20 protein-coding genes are annotated in these 17482 nt (G+C 40.6%); 8 read left to right on the plus strand and 12 right to left on the minus strand.

Going from position 1 to position 17482, the window contains the following annotated elements; genetic code table 11:
• Nucleotides 1-198: 198 nt before the first annotated feature.
• The 4 genes from ACFG4S_RS21725 to ACFG4S_RS21740 form a co-directional block, all read right to left on the minus strand.
• Nucleotides 199-882 (minus strand): class I SAM-dependent methyltransferase, encoded by a 684-nt coding sequence (locus ACFG4S_RS21725; protein ID WP_392531079.1) that lies wholly within the window; start codon nucleotides 880-882, stop codon nucleotides 199-201.
• Nucleotides 879-1211, minus strand: a complete 333-nt coding sequence (locus tag ACFG4S_RS21730; RefSeq protein WP_392531080.1) for a low molecular weight protein tyrosine phosphatase family protein — start codon at nucleotides 1209-1211, stop codon at nucleotides 879-881. The genes ACFG4S_RS21725 and ACFG4S_RS21730 overlap by 4 nt, the downstream gene beginning before the upstream one ends.
• 169 nt (nucleotides 1212-1380) lie before the next feature.
• Complete coding sequence (locus ACFG4S_RS21735; RefSeq protein ID WP_392531081.1) at nucleotides 1381-2073, minus strand: DUF3800 domain-containing protein; 693 nt, start codon at nucleotides 2071-2073, stop codon at nucleotides 1381-1383.
• A 417-nt stretch (nucleotides 2074-2490) separates the two neighbouring features.
• Nucleotides 2491-2952 carry an aspartyl protease family protein gene (locus ACFG4S_RS21740; protein WP_392531082.1) on the minus strand — a complete coding sequence of 154 codons (462 nt, stop codon included), beginning with the start codon at nucleotides 2950-2952 and terminating at the stop codon, nucleotides 2491-2493.
• A gap of 148 nt (nucleotides 2953-3100) precedes the next feature.
• Between ACFG4S_RS21740 and tpiA the strand changes: the two genes are divergently transcribed.
• Nucleotides 3101-3832: a triose-phosphate isomerase gene (gene tpiA / locus ACFG4S_RS21745; RefSeq protein ID WP_392536051.1), complete on the plus strand. Its 732-nt coding sequence runs from the start codon at nucleotides 3101-3103 to the stop codon at nucleotides 3830-3832.
• 52 nt (nucleotides 3833-3884) lie between these two features.
• Nucleotides 3885-4745, plus strand: coding sequence for a dihydropteroate synthase (gene folP / locus ACFG4S_RS21750; RefSeq protein WP_392531083.1), 861 nt, complete (start codon nucleotides 3885-3887; stop codon nucleotides 4743-4745).
• On the opposite strand, the gene ACFG4S_RS21755 is transcribed toward folP, so the two are convergent.
• Nucleotides 4742-5584: an SPFH domain-containing protein gene (locus tag ACFG4S_RS21755; protein WP_392531084.1), complete on the minus strand. Its 843-nt coding sequence runs from the start codon at nucleotides 5582-5584 to the stop codon at nucleotides 4742-4744. The genes folP and ACFG4S_RS21755 overlap by 4 nt on opposite strands.
• Nucleotides 5585-6137: 553 nt before the next feature.
• Between ACFG4S_RS21755 and ACFG4S_RS21760 the strand changes: the two genes are divergently transcribed.
• Both ACFG4S_RS21760 and rpsU read left to right on the plus strand, forming a co-directional pair.
• The gene (locus ACFG4S_RS21760) at nucleotides 6138-6482 is read left to right on the plus strand and encodes a hypothetical protein (RefSeq protein WP_392536052.1); all 345 of its coding nucleotides are present in this window, start codon (nucleotides 6138-6140) and stop codon (nucleotides 6480-6482) included.
• Between the two features lie 363 nt (nucleotides 6483-6845).
• Nucleotides 6846-7025, plus strand: coding sequence for a 30S ribosomal protein S21 (gene rpsU, locus ACFG4S_RS21765; protein ID WP_017655011.1), 180 nt, complete (start codon nucleotides 6846-6848; stop codon nucleotides 7023-7025).
• Nucleotides 7026-7294: 269 nt separating this feature from the next.
• Here rpsU and pth read toward each other — a convergent pair whose 3' ends face one another.
• The 3 genes from pth to psbH all read right to left on the minus strand — a co-directional run bounded on the left by pth (nucleotide 7295) and on the right by psbH (nucleotide 8657).
• Nucleotides 7295-7936 (minus strand): aminoacyl-tRNA hydrolase, encoded by a 642-nt coding sequence (pth, locus tag ACFG4S_RS21770; protein ID WP_392531085.1) that lies wholly within the window; start codon nucleotides 7934-7936, stop codon nucleotides 7295-7297.
• A gap of 32 nt (nucleotides 7937-7968) precedes the next feature.
• Nucleotides 7969-8241: a TatA/E family twin arginine-targeting protein translocase gene (locus tag ACFG4S_RS21775; protein WP_392531086.1), complete on the minus strand. Its 273-nt coding sequence runs from the start codon at nucleotides 8239-8241 to the stop codon at nucleotides 7969-7971.
• Between the two features lie 212 nt (nucleotides 8242-8453).
• On the minus strand, nucleotides 8454-8657 hold the full coding sequence (psbH, locus tag ACFG4S_RS21780; RefSeq protein WP_392531087.1) for a photosystem II reaction center phosphoprotein PsbH: 204 nt from the start codon (nucleotides 8655-8657) through the stop codon (nucleotides 8454-8456).
• 85 nt (nucleotides 8658-8742) lie between these two features.
• On the opposite strand from psbH, the gene psbN reads away from it, so the two are divergent.
• A complete protein-coding gene (gene psbN / locus ACFG4S_RS21785) occupies nucleotides 8743-8874 on the plus strand; it encodes a photosystem II reaction center protein PsbN (RefSeq protein WP_392531088.1) in 132 nt (43 codons plus the stop codon).
• Between the two features lie 106 nt (nucleotides 8875-8980).
• Here the strand turns inward: psbN and ACFG4S_RS21790 are convergent, their stop codons facing one another.
• Nucleotides 8981-12223: an alpha-mannosidase gene (locus tag ACFG4S_RS21790; RefSeq protein ID WP_392531089.1), complete on the minus strand. Its 3243-nt coding sequence runs from the start codon at nucleotides 12221-12223 to the stop codon at nucleotides 8981-8983.
• Nucleotides 12224-12328: 105 nt separating this feature from the next.
• Between ACFG4S_RS21790 and ACFG4S_RS21795 the strand changes: the two genes are divergently transcribed.
• Both ACFG4S_RS21795 and ACFG4S_RS21800 read left to right on the plus strand, forming a co-directional pair.
• The gene (locus tag ACFG4S_RS21795) at nucleotides 12329-14002 is read left to right on the plus strand and encodes a hypothetical protein (RefSeq protein WP_392531090.1); all 1674 of its coding nucleotides are present in this window, start codon (nucleotides 12329-12331) and stop codon (nucleotides 14000-14002) included.
• A gap of 321 nt (nucleotides 14003-14323) precedes the next feature.
• A complete protein-coding gene (locus tag ACFG4S_RS21800) occupies nucleotides 14324-14620 on the plus strand; it encodes a hypothetical protein (protein ID WP_392531091.1) in 297 nt (98 codons plus the stop codon).
• 4 nt (nucleotides 14621-14624) lie between these two features.
• On the opposite strand, the gene ACFG4S_RS21805 is transcribed toward ACFG4S_RS21800, so the two are convergent.
• Nucleotides 14625-15587 (minus strand): lysophospholipid acyltransferase family protein, encoded by a 963-nt coding sequence (locus ACFG4S_RS21805; protein WP_392531092.1) that lies wholly within the window; start codon nucleotides 15585-15587, stop codon nucleotides 14625-14627.
• 266 nt (nucleotides 15588-15853) lie between these two features.
• Here ACFG4S_RS21805 and ACFG4S_RS21810 point away from each other — a divergent pair, with 266 nt between their 5' ends.
• The gene (locus tag ACFG4S_RS21810; protein WP_392531093.1) at nucleotides 15854-16753 is read left to right on the plus strand and encodes an alpha/beta hydrolase; all 900 of its coding nucleotides are present in this window, start codon (nucleotides 15854-15856) and stop codon (nucleotides 16751-16753) included.
• 8 nt (nucleotides 16754-16761) lie between these two features.
• Here the strand turns inward: ACFG4S_RS21810 and ACFG4S_RS21815 are convergent, their stop codons facing one another.
• Nucleotides 16762-16983 carry a hypothetical protein gene (locus ACFG4S_RS21815; RefSeq protein WP_392531094.1) on the minus strand — a complete coding sequence of 74 codons (222 nt, stop codon included), beginning with the start codon at nucleotides 16981-16983 and terminating at the stop codon, nucleotides 16762-16764.
• A gap of 225 nt (nucleotides 16984-17208) precedes the next feature.
• A complete protein-coding gene (locus tag ACFG4S_RS21820; RefSeq protein WP_392531095.1) occupies nucleotides 17209-17427 on the minus strand; it encodes a hypothetical protein in 219 nt (72 codons plus the stop codon).
• Nucleotides 17428-17482: the final 55 nt, after the last annotated feature.

Below are 17482 nucleotides of genomic sequence, written 5' to 3' on the forward strand. Positions count from 1 at the left end.
AGACCAGCCGGAATATAGCAATAGCCATGATGAGTTACAACGCCAAACCTAAGCTAAATAATGGCTTTTTAACGATCAAAGGTTGACTTTACTCACGTGAATTAACTTTTATCGCGACTCATTAATGCAATTCTTTCTCTACACCCCACACCCTATACCCAGCCTCTATCTGATAACTTTGCGATCTACTGAAATTACTTAAATAATCGGTCGATAACCACCAAAAACAGCAAAGCTAAAATTTTTATACCAGCAATCCACATTTTGAAATCCAGCCGCTTCTAGCCAGTGAAGTTGAATATCAAGGGTTGCCATGCGATCGTATTCCATACGTTTCTGTGCAGCTTTAAAATCCTCCTCTGAGATATTTTTAGCGCGGACAGAATCTACCCAACGTTGACGGTATAGTTGTTCTAAATCAGGGGTTTTACCGATAACTTGGTCAGCGTTGACAAATATTCCTCCAGGTTTTAGGACATCATAAATCCGTTGATAAAGAACTTCTTTGTCAAAATCAGACAGATGATGAATCGATAAGGCAGAGATAACAACATCATAGGAATCGCCTAAATCAGTCCCAATATAGTCGCCAATTAAGATTTTGGGAGATTTACCCATCTTGCTAAATCGAAACTTAGCTTTTTCTAACATCTCAGATGCTAAGTCCAGTAAGGTAAACTCTGCATTGGTAAAGACAGACTGAACCATACCTGAATAAAGTCCAGTACCAGCCCCCAAATCTAGAACCTTCAGCGGTGCAATGCTATCAAATGGTATGATTTCAACAGCTGTTTTGTAAAAGTCATCAAAACAGGGAATTAGGATACGACGTAAGTTATCGTAATCTACAGCGGCAGAATTAAAAGCTTCTTGAATATTCATGTTTTTATTTTTAATAAAGGTAGAACTTTCTGTTTTAATAACTCAATTAAAGCTGGTTCCATATACTCATATTCATCTGGAATATTTAAACATATAATTCTTTTATCTTTAAGGAAGGGTTGGAAGTTTTTTGATAGTTTAGCTTTATGGGATTTCTCCATCACAAAGATAATATCAGCCCAGGCGAGCGCTTCTGTTGAAACTGGTAATTGGGCGTAGCGGTCTAAACCTGCGGAGTCCGTTTCAAATCCTTCATATTCAGAAAACACAGCTTCGGCGGTGGGACTTAGCAATTTATTTTGACTACAAATAAATAAAAGCTTTTTCATTAATTAGTATAATAAGATAGCTGAGTTTTTCTGAGAGCGATCGCCCTGAGATCCGGAATTACAAAACCAAATATTTTCAAGCTAGCTGAGCAAATATTTAAGTAACTGCGATCGCATCTGTTCAGCTTTAGCAAGTTGCTTTGGAGTGTGGTGTTAGCTAAATATAGATTTATTGCTGTATATGTAATCCATGAATAATACCGCCTTCAGAATCAAATCTAGATTGAATGATAGAGAAAAACCTGCTATCTCCCTTTTCAACATGTCTGAAAATTGCGTAAGCGAGTATATCAGCAAGCTGAATTAGTCTAGATGCTTTTGAGTCTAGAAATAAAGGCACTTCAGAGAAGTTTCTAATTACACCCCAACTGTATCCAATAGTTCTAAAGTCAGTCGCTAAAGATTGAATTGTTGTCTCATAAGTAGATTTGTCAAAGATAATAATACCTCTCTGTGTATTATCATTTTTGTGCAGCCCGATCAAATACCTATCAAACCTACTAGCCAGTTGTTCAAATGCAACTTCAACGGGATCTTTTGGTGATACTACTGTCTTTTTGATAATACTTGCGAATAGTCTATTACTTGGGTGTGACTGTAGGAAAACCTGCAAAATATCTTCAATCGCTTTCTCTCTATCGCTCTTAGAATAGCTTCTCCACTTTCCTCGTCCACTCAACATTGGACTACCGTGCAATTCAACTGATATTGGATCAGCAGGGTCAAATCTAGCAGCAATTTGGTCAAGCTGATCGGAAATCCAATATCCTTGGCGCTCGAATACACAAAATCCAGCCAGTACAAAATATTGTTGGTTTGAGTCGTGGGTACTGCCAGATTCATCTGCATACAGCAAATACATGGCTGTTATTTATTCTTAGACAATAAAAATCAGTCAAGGGAAGACCTAGCTTCCGCGATCTGAAAAGGTCAGACCTCTTGACTGCTATTTATATTGTATCAGCTATTTTATGGGCTAGCTTGTCTTTGTCTAGTGATAAAAAAAGTAGGCTAAATTAGTTTACTCGGTTCGACCAACCGATATACCAAGTCCTTGCATCTGGTAGAAACTCTCAGCTGCGATGCTGAGTGCATTTATCAGCTCAATACCGTCAATGACTTCGCTCTGAGGACGTTCGAGGTAAATATTGCCGTTTTTGTCGATGATCTATCTATAATTTGACCATTTTGGTGTGTCACTACTTTCCAATCAACAATTGTGACTATACTTCCATTAGAGTCTGTGATTCTCGCAAACCTAAAATAATGCACCTAAGTCCTAAAAATAAATTTTTACATATCTTCGCTCAGTATTCATCGGCAAAATCCGCAACTTCCGATTTTTCAAGTCTGGTTCTAATCCTAAAACTTCCATTGGCGTTACACCCAAAAGAGCGTAGGGTACTTCTGTAAGTTCCAAACAATCAAAAGTTCCTTGCCTTTCTCCAATACTTAGTTCAACATCTTGAAAAATCCGCCCTTGCTGCACTCCAGCCGCAGTCTCTACCTGAGCTTTTCCACCTTGGACTAAACCTAGTTGACTAATAATGCTAGCAGGTAAGCACAGCAATGTTGCACCTGTATCAACTAAGACATTATCCAGTGCAAACGAATGAACTTCGTTTAGAGAAATGAAACCTCGTTGAGCCAGAACTAGATCGATTCGATTTGTAACAGTCAGGGTAACTATTACTTGCCCTATTTGCTTACCCTGAAGATTTGGCACTACCAGCTTACCCATTTGAGCCAACTCATGGTGAGGATTTTAATTTTATTGTAGTTGAGTAATAACTAGAGCCAGTTTCGAGCCTTAAGAGAAGAGGAGTGTACGAAAAAGTAGTAGAGTGAAAAATGCATCTAGTAGCGTTAGAATCTTGACTAAATTACCTGTGCGAAAAATAGTTATTGCCGGTAACTGGAAAATGTACAAAACCCAGGCAGAATCCGAAGAGTTTTTACAAGGATTTCTGCCCCACTTACAAGAAACGCCTGAAGAGCGTGAAGTACTATTGTGTCCTCCTTTCACTGACCTCAGCGCTTTGTCCAGGAATTTACATGGTAGTCGGATACAATTGGGGGCGCAAAATGTCCATTGGGAAGAATTTGGAGCCTACACAGGTGAAATTTCTGCCCCAATGTTGACAGAAGTTGGTGTGCGCTTTGTGATTGTCGGCCATAGCGAACGACGACAATATTTTGGTGAAACCGACGGTACGGTTAATCTGCGCCTCCGATCTGCTCAAAGGTTTGGTTTAACCCCAATTCTCTGTGTTGGCGAAACTAAACAACAACGAGACGCGGGAGAAGCTGAATCAGTGATTAGTCTCCAACTCGACAAAGGCTTGGTAGATATCGATCAGGAAAATTTGGTGATAGCGTATGAACCAATTTGGGCGATCGGCACCGGTGATACTTGTGAAGTAGCGGAAGCTAATCGAATAATTGGCTTAATTCGTAGCCGATTGAGTAATCCAAATGTATCAATTCAATATGGTGGATCAGTCAAGCCAAATAATATTGATGAAATTATGGCTCAACCAGAAATTGATGGCGTTTTAGTGGGAGGAGCAAGTTTGGAAGCTGAGAGTTTCGCTCGGATTGTGAATTATAAGTCAGTGTGATGTGCCTGTTTTTCGTTCCCATGCTCTGCATGGGAATGTCTCATGTAGATTTATGCCAAGTAACTTGATAATTCGGGGACGCTGTTTCGACTGGGGACAGCGGACTTATTTGATGGGCATTTTGAATGTGACGCCTGATAGCTTTAGTGATGGGGGTGAGTTTAACACCACCACTGGGGCTTTAGTCCAGGCGCAATTACTAGTGGCTGCTGGTGCTGACATTATCGATGTGGGTGGACAATCAACTCGACCTGGAGCAAAGCAAATAACTCTTGAAGAGGAACTTCACCGAGTGTTATCGGTATTAGAGGTACTCAGACCAGAAATTTCAGTACCGATTTCTGTAGATACTACCCGTGCTGCTGTCGCCAGGGCATCTGTAGAAGTTGGAGCAGATATGATTAATGATATTTCTGGCGGCACCTTTGATTCGGAAATGTTGCCAACTGTGGCAAGTTTAGGTGTGCCGATTATTTTAATGCACATTCGGGGAACGCCACAAACGATGCAACAACAGACTGATTATCAGGATTTGATGGCAGAAATTTCTGGTTTTCTACACCAGCAAATTGCAGCGGCAACTGCTGTGGGCATTGACCGAGATAAAGTAATTATTGATCCTGGTGTTGGTTTTGCTAAAAATTATGAGCAAAATTTAGAAATTTTTCAGGGATTGCGATCGCTCACACCACTCAACTGTCCTATTTTGGTAGGAGCATCTCGTAAAAGTTTTATTGGTCGCATTCTCAATCAACCAGATCCCAAAGCACGGGTTTGGGGAACCGCAGCAGCTTGTTGTGCTGCTATTTTTAATGGTGCTGATATCCTCCGAGTTCACGATGTTCAAGAAATGCGCGATGTTTCTCTGGTAGCTGATGCAATATTTAGACAAGCAGCACAGTCTCACTGTTAAGTATTGCCATTTTCAGATTTTTTGCCGTTACCTTCTGTAATTATGGACTCGGCAATTAGCTCCTGAAACATTTCAGTTGAGTTAGCAGGGTCTACAAAGACAATTTTGGCATTATTGCTCTCGCCGAGTTGTTGGCTAGCCTTGACGTAATCTTGAGCCACGAGATACCGCAGAATATCCTTACTTTCTGGATTGGAACGTAAGGCTTTAGAAATGATCTCAACTGAAGTCATAGTTCCTTCTGCTTTGCGAATAGCAGCTTCTTTCTGTCCTTCGGCTTCGGTAATCAGCGCCCGTTTTCTGATTTCAGCAGCTTGCTCATCTTCCCTAGATTTACGTACACTCTCAGGTAAAGTAATTCTCTGAAGGTCTAACCGGAGAATTCGCACTCCCCAATCTGCCGTTATTTCATTCAACTGGTCTAAGATGGCTTTGTCCATTTCTGCTCTCGAAACATTAGTCTGCTCAAGGGTGTTTTGGGCGATGATTTCCCGTAGCGTAGTTGTGGCTAACTGTGTTAATGCTCCTTGAAGATCTTCGATCGCATAAAAGCTTTTCTCAATATCTACGATCCGCCAATATAAAATCGCATCTACTTCTACGTAAATGTTATCTTTGGTGATCACATTCTGAGGTTTAATGTCTATATACTGCTCTCGTGTAGTATCTTCCATCACAATTTGATCGATCAAGGGAACAATAAAGTTCAGCCCTGGCTTAAGTTTCCGATGATACCGTCCCAGACGTTCCACTAAGGCTTCATTACCTTGATTAATCAGTTTTGCCGAACCTAAGGCATAACCTATAAGGGCTAAGACTATAGCAATAATTGGCTCCATATATGCTCCTATTTAGCTTTTTGGGAGAATTTAGTATCAAGGATATGCTACTAGCTTGTCATACCTTTGAGTTAAATGTTTTGAGTCTGTAATTTTATTAACACCAATAGCGATGTTTGATGTCGAGTGGCTGGGCGTCTTATAGGTAGGAAAGTATTGGAGAATGCCATCGCTATTAAAGCACCTCGATCCCACCCTGGCAAGGACTAATTTATGTAATCACCTTTGCTAACACTCGCATCTTTACACAGCATAGACTTTTATTACGTATATTTACTTAATGTAACTTTAAATAATTTAATGTAAAATTTAGTACTAATTTAAAAACTCCACTATAATTCATATTAAAATAATTTTGTATAGTTAGGGATTTATACCCAACCAATTTTATAAGCTGTTACCTATACAACTTTCATTATTAGGGCAGACAAGATGCCCACACTACAATCATATTTAAAAAATATTATTGTAAATTAAAGACGCAATAGGTTAGCACCAATTTAAAAATTTGGTGTTTTTTGAACAATTACGAATTACAACAAATAAAAATACTATGGGCAGATTGCTAATCAAACTTATAGGTTTAATCTTAGTTTTAACAGGTTTATACTTCTTTACTCAAAATATCATATTTGTTAGTAGTTACTATTCAATTTTTTCCCGCAGCTTGCCAGCTACTGTCTCAGTTTTAGCAATTATGGCAGGTGCGTTTACGCTAGTGTTTTTTTATAGAGAAGCTAGTAGTTTGGGATGGATTTTGTTAGGTATTGGCATAGTACTAGTTTTCTTGAGTGGTGGAGTAATTTTTAGATCGACCAGCTTATGGAATTTATTAGTTGCTTTTGCTGCATTAGGAGTTGGATATAAATTATTCAATCAGGGCAGAATCAACTTTTAAAACAATTCGCAATTACGTTTTTTGATGGAGATTTCAACCTCAAAGTTGATTAAAAATAAGATATCTCCATAAATTAAATATGCGTTATCCAGAACTTTTGTAGAGATGTAGCACTACTACATCTCTACAAAAGTTCTGGAAAATTTAATATGATAATTTTCCCATCTTCTTGACTGGCGCAGAGAGTGTATTATGGCACTTGGATTAACTTGTAACTAAGTGTTTATTTTAGATGCCATAAGTACACATAACTCATCTCAACCGAACGAATAGCCTTTGAATCATGGCTTCAGTTTAGGGGGTTTTACTAAGGTTGAGGCTGCTATTACAATGGAAACTATTGATTATGAGGAAAAGGCAAGAATGACCCAGGTGGTTCTAGGAGAGAATGAAGGAATAGACTCAGCTTTACGTCGGTTTAAACGCCAGGTTTCCAAAGCTGGTATATTAGCCGATGTAAAATATCATCGGCACTTTGAAACACCGATAGAAAAACGCAAACGTAAGGCAGTGGCAGCTAGACGGAAAAGACGTTTTAAATAAACCTATTTGCTTTGGTATCGACGTTACTTGAGGTGAGAACCTCAAACAGGTAACGATGCGATGCCATTATTCTTACAAAAATTAAGCCATATCGGCCGTACCCCTTATTAGGGTGTAGATGAGTCAGTTTACCTATGCACAGACTGCGCTAGGAGCTTTATCTTGGTTGGATGGAGCAAGCTAAAATCCCTGCCCATCAACCAAAATAAGCAGCTTCAAACCGGACTAAGCTTCCTTAAGAAAGCTTACAAGAGAGTATTCATCCACCCCTAAGACTCAGAACTATTAATAGTGCGGCTATTACAAAGATTCATCGCTTTTTCTACTCCCTGCTTTAGGCTTAGTTCTACACACTCAACTACAAATTTAAGTACAAGAGACATCAGCTGATTTTCGGTAGCGGAAAATCGCCCCAGCACATGGGAGATAGTATCTGAATCATCGTTATTGGCTGCATCTTTAGGTTTACCAATACCGATTCGCAAACGAGGAAAGTTTTGAGTATTTAGATGTGCGATCGCACTTTTCATCCCGTTATGTCCTCCAGCCGAACCAGACAAGCGCAGACGAGTTTTTCCCAAGGGCAAATCCATATCGTCATAAATTATCAACACTGACTCAGGCGGTAATTTATACCAATTTATTGCCGCTTGGATTGCTTGTCCGGAGCGATTCATGTAAGTCAACGGCTTCAGCAAACGAATTTTGCCTCCACCTGGTGCCATACCCTCGCCATACTCTCCCTGAAACTTGCGATTTTCCGCCAAGGGAATCCGCCAAGAATTAGAGAGAGTTTCCAAAGCCGCAAAGCCAATATTATGGCGTGTTTGATCGTACTTGCTTTCTGGATTCCCCAACCCGACAATTAGCTGGGGAATCACCAAAGCAGGTTGCGTAAGAGCTTCTGTCATTTTGCCTACAGTCAATTGATATCCAGCACCTCTTAGCTAACTTGGGTAGAACTAGCGGTATCCTGCTCTGATTTAGCAGACTCGATTTGCTTAGGTTCCAATTCAGCAGTAGTCTTCACAGCTTGTTCTAACTGTTCGGCTTCTTTTTGAAACTCGGTTTGAAACTCCTTAGAAGCTTCTTGAAAACTGCGAATTGTTTTACCCACACTGCGACCAATTTCTGGTAACTTCTTGGGACCAAAGATTAACAGTGCTACCACCATAATTACAGCCATTTCTGGCAAACCAATACCAAATATATTCATTTTTTGTCTCCGATGAACTCTAAAACCACTAGATAAACTGACATATTATGTAGTCTAGTCAATAGTTAGTGTCCAGTGTTAGGATTCAAAATCGAGAATTTTCATCTCAGAATTCTGAATTTTTGTCAAGTAGTAAATCATAAGTGACAAAAAAACCCGGACTAGCCGGGTATAAGTTCACTTGTTATTCAAACTTGATAGCTTTATATCCATTAGCGTCCTAAAATGCGCCAATCGACATTTACATCTTGAACCAACAGTGTTTTATTGTAAAGTTGCAGAATAATCAGCAAAAACACAAAAAATAACAACATAAAAACAGCCATCACAGGGGTAGTACCCCAACCTGGAGCCACCTTCCCATACTCAGAATTCAGTGGTCTCAGGATATCTCCCAACCTAGTCCTTTGTGCCATAGTTCACCTAAGATTACTTGCCAAAGCTTTTTTTAATCTTCTGTAATATTCTATAAGAATAGCACTCATAATCAATCTTAAAATTATGGAACCCGCAATAGTTCTTAGCATTTCTGTGGCCGCTGTCTTGGTTGCCATTACAACCTATGGAATTTATACTTCCTTTGGTCCTCCGAGCAAGCAATTGGACGATCCTTTTGAAGATCATGAAGATTAGGGGCATGGGGCATTGCGCGTTGCTCAGTGGTCATTTGTCCCTGGTTAGTGGTTATTGATTTGGTCAGTGGAAAAGCACAACTGACCACTGATAAAGATATAGTGGGTTACCCAAGCCTGGAATTAGTCGCTGGCATAACCTTGAAACTAGCGATTTTCCAAGGAGGTATCGTCAAGATTTGTTGCTCAGATGAGAATTCAAGAGAAGTCCTAGAAGAACGCTCTAACAAATCTACCGGATCTCCTAGAGTCAAGCCTAAATCACTTTGCAAAGATAACTCGCCTGTTTCTCCGTGACATTCATAACAGCGCAAAATTAATCGCTGTGGTTCATCTTCTGCTGGCTTCAAAGCCATCAAGATGAAATTTTCAGATGATAAATTCAAAAAACTCATAGTGTGGGGAGTGGGCAGTGGAGAGTAGGGAGTGGGCAGTGGGTTTAGTATGACTTGTAGGGGTCTATTCAATTGATAGCCATGCCGTACTGTATGGGCTGATTCCCAGCTATTAGCATGAGGATACAAAGCATACATAAATTCATGCAAACCTCTATCTGCCTCTGGGTCTGGCCAATTGGGACTTCGTAGCAGTGTTAGGCGTAGTTGATTGGGTTGGCTGTCGTAACCATATTTACAATCATTCAGCAAACTAATACCGTATAAACCCTCCTTTGTCTCTCCAGTTAAATCAGCCCAATGCAAAGCAGGGACTTCCCATTTTGCTTGTTCTGCCGGAGTTTGGGGTTTAGTTGGGCGGCGAATAGCACCGCAGGGAATTTCGTAGGTAGCAAAGTCTGCTTCGATGTTGAGAGGAAAAACAGCTTTCACCAATACTTGATTTTCTTGCCAGTTCACTCTAGAGGAAATTTTCAGGACACGCGAACCAGCTTGGAGAATATAATCTTGGCAGAATTCTGATTGACCCAACTGACGCACTACGCGCACACGACTTTCTACTGCACCTTGTTCTAACCACTCAATAGATTGAAGATTTGTTGGGGGTAAAGGATGCTGGGCATAATTGGGGTCTATATTCCAAGCATCCCAATATTGACCACTGTCTTTAAAAGCTTGTAATTGATTTCCTGCACCATTCAAAACTTCCCGTTGATACGTTTTATCAAAAACACTTGATAAATCTCCGGTGTCAGGGTTGATGAGAACTCGTAGGAATTCATTTTCTAGAACCCATTCAGGGGATGAGGGAGATGAGGGGGATGAGGGGGATGAGGGGGAAAGCCAAAAGAGGCGGTAGCCTACGGGTGGGATGTTGGGGGCGAGAAATAGTAGGGTTGATGGTTGAGAGAATTGGGAGATGAGGAGTTTGCCAGAAGCATCATAAATCTGCCATTGCTGGGTAGCTGTTGCTGGTGTGGGTAAGGAGACGGAAACTACCTCAGAACGCACCCAATTAAGAGAATTAAAGATGAATATCGGTTGGGCTTCAGGATGCGGTAGTTCTGGTAAGGTAATGTGAGAAGCGATCGCTAGCAATGATTCCTGTAATATATTCGTTCCCACTTTTTCGACTTGCTGCCATTCGGGCAACGCATCCACATAAACTTGGGTAATGGAAGAACCAGGTAAAATATCGTGAAACTGTTGAAATAATACCTGCTTCCAAGCTGCTTCTATTTCGGCTTTGGGATATGTCACACCACAGGTAATGTTTGCCAAAGTTGCAAATAGTTCAGCTTCATACAGCAAACCTTCACAACGACGATTCCAGCGTTTTTGATCTGCGTGGGTAGTGTAGCAGCCGCGATGGAATTCTAGGTATAGTTCATCGTTCCAAGTGGGGAACGAAGAGACAGCAGGGGAAGCAGGGGAAGCAGCGGGGGATGAAGGAGAATAACTCTTGCCTTCTGCCTTAATTTGCTGTAAATACTTTTCGGCGGTGGTAAATTCTAAGTCTGGGAAGAAAGGGGATTTTTGCCAGCGTTGGGCGGTTTCTAACATATCGCGGGTGGGACCGCCGCCGTGGTCGCCGACACCGGGAAGCCAGAGTGATTGAGGTAAATTAGTTTGGGTTTGCCACTCTAGAGCGGATGATGCCATTTTAATTGGGTCGATCGCTTCACCGATGGGTGCAGACATAAAACTAAAGACTTCGCTACCATCAGGCGATCGCCACCAAAAAGCCCCATAATCAAATTTAGTAGTATCATTCCAGCGCAACTTTTGAGTGACAAAATATTCAATTCCGGCATTGGTAAAAAACTGCGGTAAAGTTGCACAGAAACCAAATGAATCGGGAACCCACACTACAGTCGAAAGCTTACCAAATTTTTCTTGTGTGTATCGTTGACCGTACAATAGCTGACGCACAAGAGATTCACCAGCAATCAAATTAAGTTCCGGTTCCACCCACATTCCGCCGACAACTTCCCACCATCCAGCAGCTACCGCCTCTTGAATTGCTTGAAATAAATCCGGGCGATGTTCCTCAATCCAAGCATAAAGCGCCGGCGTTGAATGACAGAAAATCAACTCCGAAAAATCTGCTTGCAACTTCAAAACCGATTCAAAAGTGCTTTGCGCCGCATTCCAAGTTTCACTCACAGGCCATAGCCATGCTAAATCTAGATGAGCATGACCCAATAAATAGATTTTAGATTTTAGATCCCCCCAACCCCCGTGCAAAAGGGGGGCTAAGATGTCGGATTCAATTAGGTTTTGGCGGAGAGACAAAAATGACCTTACCAACTCTTCCTTGGCGTCCTTGGCGTCTTGGCGGTTCGTTACCTCTCTCACCACCTTTACCAAAACATCCAACCCCTCTGGTGCAAACTTTTGCAAATAAAGTTGCAAAACAGCCAATTCATCAGCCACAAAACCCGGATCGGGATTATTATCATCAATAGACTCATAGACAAGGAGCGATCGCACTAAAGCACCATCACAATGTCCCGGACTCCTTAACCGCAAAGTTACAATAAATTCTTCCCCTGGCGTCACCCCGCGACTAAGCAGGACTCTGGGCGAACAATCAAATAAATCACCCTCCAGCACTAATTCACCATTGAGATAAATCTCAGCAGAATCAGCCCACCAAACTAACGCTAGTCGCAAAGATAACCCAGCTAAAGGATAACCCTGCAAATCTTGGGGAATCACTAATTTTTGCACTAGCCATAACCCTTTTTTCCTGCCCGTCCAAGCAATGTGTTCTTTTGTATTTAACTCGACAGGTTGCCAATCAGACAAATCAGAAGGCGCAATATCGGTAATCATCTCGTCAGATTCTTGATATAACCAAGTAGACTGAAGATTGACTTGACAAAAAGAGCGAAGTTGCTCAATTGCTTCTGAGATTAAATTGGTCTGGGATTGAGAGACAATTGGAGTCATATTTTCGATAAAATGAGGACACTTACAATAATTAACAGTTTGTGGTTTTTATTGTTTGGCGGGAGTCTCAAAATTCAACAAGACTCGAACTAAAAAATTACTATTATGTCTTCTGGTTCTTCTGGTCGTTATCAAAGCAAACTATTTAATTTTGTCCACCAGCAATCTCGGCGGTTGACAGAACAGTTGGAACACACTTTTCGGCATTTGCAAGTCGCCACTAAATGGGGTGTCGAATTATTACTTTATCCAGTGTATCTACTGTTTCATTCATCTGAATCAGATGGGAAAACGCTACACACCAAAGAACCACAATCCAGGCTCAACTTACCATCAAATGATACCGATTTTCAGCCGACAACTCACTTAAGTGTTGATACTCCCATTGAAAATGTATTAGAGACAGTTTATTATCTGTCATCTGAGGAGGAAATTTCTCCGACGGGCTACGCCTACGCTACTCCTGAAAAAAACTCTCAGACTTCTAATACTAATAGCTTATTGGGAGTTGTTTGGCGCAACCCTGTCTATGATAAATCGAAGAATAACGCTGATATTATTCATTCCTCAAAGGTTACAGAAGACAATCCAGTAGTAAATATCAAACCCTCACAGCGAGAAAATACTCTCAAGCAGTATCTTAGAGTCGTGCGGGGAATTGCTACAAATTTACTAAATCGCAATTTGGTACTTGTCACTGATGATAATGAAATCCTAGATATTTTAACACCCGAACAGCAGACAAAATTAGAAAATCGGATTATTAGTGAAGTTGCTAATTACTGGCAGTCTTGGCGGTTGGCTGAAGCCAAAAAAGAAACAGAATTATTACCACAAATTGACCGCTTACTAGCAAAACTTACTGAAGACAATCCAATAAAGATTCCAGCTTTAGCCAAGGGAATATCACAAGATTTACTAGATTCAAATAGATTGTTAACATTTATAGATGTAGCTATTGCTAAATTAGAATCAAATGCTTTAATACCAGTTAAAGAAAGTAGTCAAGAAATTGTTGAAGTTGCTCAAACTCAGTTAAACATATTTATTTATGGGAAAGAGCAGTTAATTTCTCAGGGGAAAATTGCAGTTTCTAATGATGATTTACAGACTCGCACTCTGAATATTCAGGCTTTAATTGAGGCGGCGATAAATTACTTTTTTGGTGTTAGTGGTAAAAAAACACTTGAGTCAACAACCAGTGACGAATCATCAGGGAAAGTATTATCTCATCACTCTAGAAAAGCTTTATCTAAAAGCCATGAGTTCCAAAACCAGGATTTAACAGACGATCCTTGGTTAACATGGAGTGATTTGTTTGGTGATACTGATACGCTTGCTGACAAGCCAATTACACTTTCGGAAAACACAACTCCTGCACTAGCTTCAAATTTATCAGCAGGGCTTTCTTGGCCACAGAATTGGACTCTACAACAGCCAAAAGGTGAATCTAGCTTAGTACAAAGAAAAAAAACAACCCGTAATCTCACCTTAATTCCTAAAACATCGGCAAAAGTCGCCTCTTTCAAACAAACTGAAGCCAGTATTTCTCAATCTAAAAATGAGAATCGCAAAGGGGAAATTCTCCAACAGCAATTTCGTCAAAGCACTGAAGTTGAAGCACAGCCAAATTGGATAGAAACCAAAGCAACTGCAATAGGCTATGATAAGCACCTTTTAGAGCAACTTTTGGAATGGCTTGATTATGTTATGCTCTGGTTAGAAGAGATATGTGTTAAAGTTTTTCAGTCGTTCCAACGAGTCTGGCAAGGTAAATAATAGTAATTCGTAATTTAACTTTGGAATTTAGAATTTTTTAGTGTTATACCAATTTAACGTGAAGTTGCACATATCTTGATCCCCCTAAATCCCCCTTAAAAAGGGGGACTTTAATAGATGTTTTTCTGGTTCCCCCCTTCTTAAGGGGGGCTAGGGGGGATCGAATTATATGCAGCTTCATAAAAAATTGGTATTAGGTATTTCCAATAAGGAAATTATCCATATCCAATATTGTAATATGGGGATCTTTCTGTCCTTTGACTATGGGCGGGCGAGACACCCACCCCACAAGAAGTAGTGACTTATTAGTGGTTTAATAAAGTGAAAATTATTGTTTACTGTAAATATTTCAATTTCAAGAATCCACTAGATAAACCAAAGATTGAGACGTTTATAGTGGATATATCTCAAATTCCTCAAGTGGGTGAAACAATTGTTGTTGAGAGAATTTCAGCCCAAAAGCAATTCGTAATTATTTTTGAGTACATTGTCACAGCAGTTCAGTTTAATGCTTCTAAAGAATCGGCTGATTCAGCAGATGCTCAAGTAAGCGCATTTCTAAACCATTGTTGGGAGGGAACATCAAATTTCAAAATTACGAACTTTTTAGAGAAATAATTTTTTACCACAACATATGATTCAGGAAATAATGTAACAGTTTTAAGCCTGTAGGTTCCTGATAGTTAGTGGGTAATAGAGCAACGATCGCCTTTTCTAAGGTTACCAAAGCTAGGTCTACTTCTTGTCGCTTTGGTCTGCTTGTTGAGGGAAAGTGTAACGGTTCACCCACCCGTACAGTTAACCTTTTCCTCAAATAGAGGTCATGAGTTCCAATCAGTGCAATTGGAATAATCGGTACTCCTGCACGCAAGGCATAAATTATAGTGCCACGTTTCAAGGGAAGATGCAACTGAGTCTCAGTAGTTCCCAATCGTCCTTCGGGAAAGAGAATCATCCCATCGCCACGAGCTAAAATTGCTAAAACAATGCGATCTATTTGTCGCAATGTGTGTATATCTTCGCCTGTAGCTACTGTCTCTTCAATTGCTGCGGCTAGTTCAACTAAGTCTTCCCTTCCGGCTTTAGCTGCTTTCATCACAGCTACTTCTTCTTTCCACACTCGTTTTAAAGGAATTACACCTCCTGTAAAACCCAAGACGAACCGCTTCCACCACTTATTATAGAGAGTACGAGCATCGCCCAGGATGTAGTAATGCGGTTGGGTGGGGAGTTCGGCTAAAAGAAGTAATGGATCGATATGGTGGAGATGGTTGGCTGCTAAGATTGCTGGTTGCTGAGGTATCCTTTCGAGGTTTTCAACCCGCACTTGGAAAAGAGTATGAATGAGCGATCGCATTACAAACCGACGTACCCCAGGACTCACCCTAGGTTCAGAATGATCCTGATTAATCGTTTCCAGACGATTCAAGGTTTCGTCGATCGTTTGGCGAATAGCGCGATCGCCAGCCGCAGCTACGCCCTCTTTTACCCGCTTAATGGTGGTATCCGTCAGGGGTGGTAAAGTTTCTAATTCTGTACTATCTCCCTGTTGAAGACTGGATTTTGAGTTTTTGTCATTTTTCATTTGTCTTCCTTCTACCTTATGCCCGAATACAGTTCAGTTAAGGGCTAATGGCAAAAATTTTGGGTTTTGGAGACGTAATCAATCGCGGTTTCTACAAGACGCGATAAATCGCCCTCTCTACAAGTGTTTTGGTCCTATGTGAATTGTATTACCCCATATCCTATACCCGATTCCAGTAATTCTTCGCAAGGCTGGAACCGATTTTCTTTACAATGTACCTTGATAGGTTAATAGCTAACTGGGAAAACACGTAATAAATTAATCCGATGATCCACCATCAAGAAGGTACATTTAAAGGTGTTGACAAGCTGGAATTGTATTACCAAAGCTGGCATCCAGAGGGTAGGGTGAGGGGAATATTAGCGATCGTACATGGATTGGGAGCGCATAGCGATCGCTACGGTAATATAATTCAGCATTTAATTCCCAAGCAATATGCTGTCTACAGTTTTGATTTGCGCGGTCACGGACGTTCACCAGGTCAGCAAGGCTACATTAATGCTTGGAGTGAGTTTCGTGAAGACTTGCGAGCCTTTTTAGACCTAATCAAAATCCAACATCCAGTCAGCCCAATTTTTCTTTTAGGTCATAGCTTAGGCTCAGTAATTGTCTTAGATTACGTTCTGCGTTATCCTCAGGACGCATCTACATTAAAAGGTGTAATTACCTTAGGGCTAGCTTTAGGAAAAGTTGGGGTATCAAAAATCCGCTTACTCATTGGAAAGCTGCTCTCCCGCGTTTGGCCGCGTTTTACCTTGAATACTGGGCTTGATTTTTCTGCTGCTTCACGAGATGAGAAAATCTTAGCAGCCTATGCCCAAGATCCCTTACGACATATTAAAGCTAGCGCCCGTTTAGCTACAGAATTCCTGGCTAGTGTTGATTGGGTTAATGCCCACGCTGCTGATTGGCAATTACCATTGTTGATTCTCCACGGTGGAGCAGACCGAGTAACTCTACCTGAAGGAGGAAACATTTTTTTTCAGCGCGTGAGTTGCAAAGATAAACTGAGAATCGAGTATCCGGGTGCTTATCATGAGCTTCAGAACGATCTCAATTATCAAGAGGTGGTGGCTGACTTGGAGAATTGGTTGGAGCGACATTTACCAATTGAGACAGCGCAATTAGGAGGAGAAAACGCTAAGTTGGAGTTTCCTGGTTCTTAGCATCTAGACTACAATCTTCTTTCTATTAAACGTCGAGTCAAATCTTCGATTACATCTATACTCAGTTCAAATCCATTAAAAATTCCAAACAAAGGGCTAACAGCCTGATTAACGTACTGTGCTAATGCGGAGCGAGGTGTTTCAAGCGGTAGATTAACGAATGCCAATATGACACGTTCCCAGTCATTACAACGGGGTTCTGAACTGCTAACAGTATTATTTGAATTCAAACTTCGCACAGAAACAGTATGAGCTTTAATTAGATCCTTATGACCTTGCTCATCCTTTAAGCCAGCCTTTGCTGCTACAGGTATAGTAAATCCTGAAGGAATCTCTAATGCTGGATATTCTTGACCATCTTTTTCAAGATAGTCAATCTTTACTTCAAAAGCCTCACTGCAAAATTTACTAGCAATAGATTGAATAACATCAGGATGAAAACTTTTTTTTGGATGTTAATGCGCTCCTTGAATATCAGGAGAACCATCATTGTTGAAACCAACCAGAAATATACCTCCATCATTATTTCTGAGAGCAATGCAAGCCTTGGCTATCTTTGCTATACCTTCTTTAGATTGAGGATCTATCCATCTTTTAATCTCTACGGACAAACTTTCAGATGGGTTCAACACTAAATTTTTTAAGAAATCTTGATTATATCCCTCTTCTGTCACTTTCCGGTTATTCTAAATAAAAGAATAAAAAAAGAAAACCCTGAAAGGTAAGTAG

Source organism: Nostoc sp. C117, from assembly GCF_043099735.1.
Taxonomy (GTDB): Bacteria; Cyanobacteriota; Cyanobacteriia; order Cyanobacteriales; family Nostocaceae; genus Nostoc.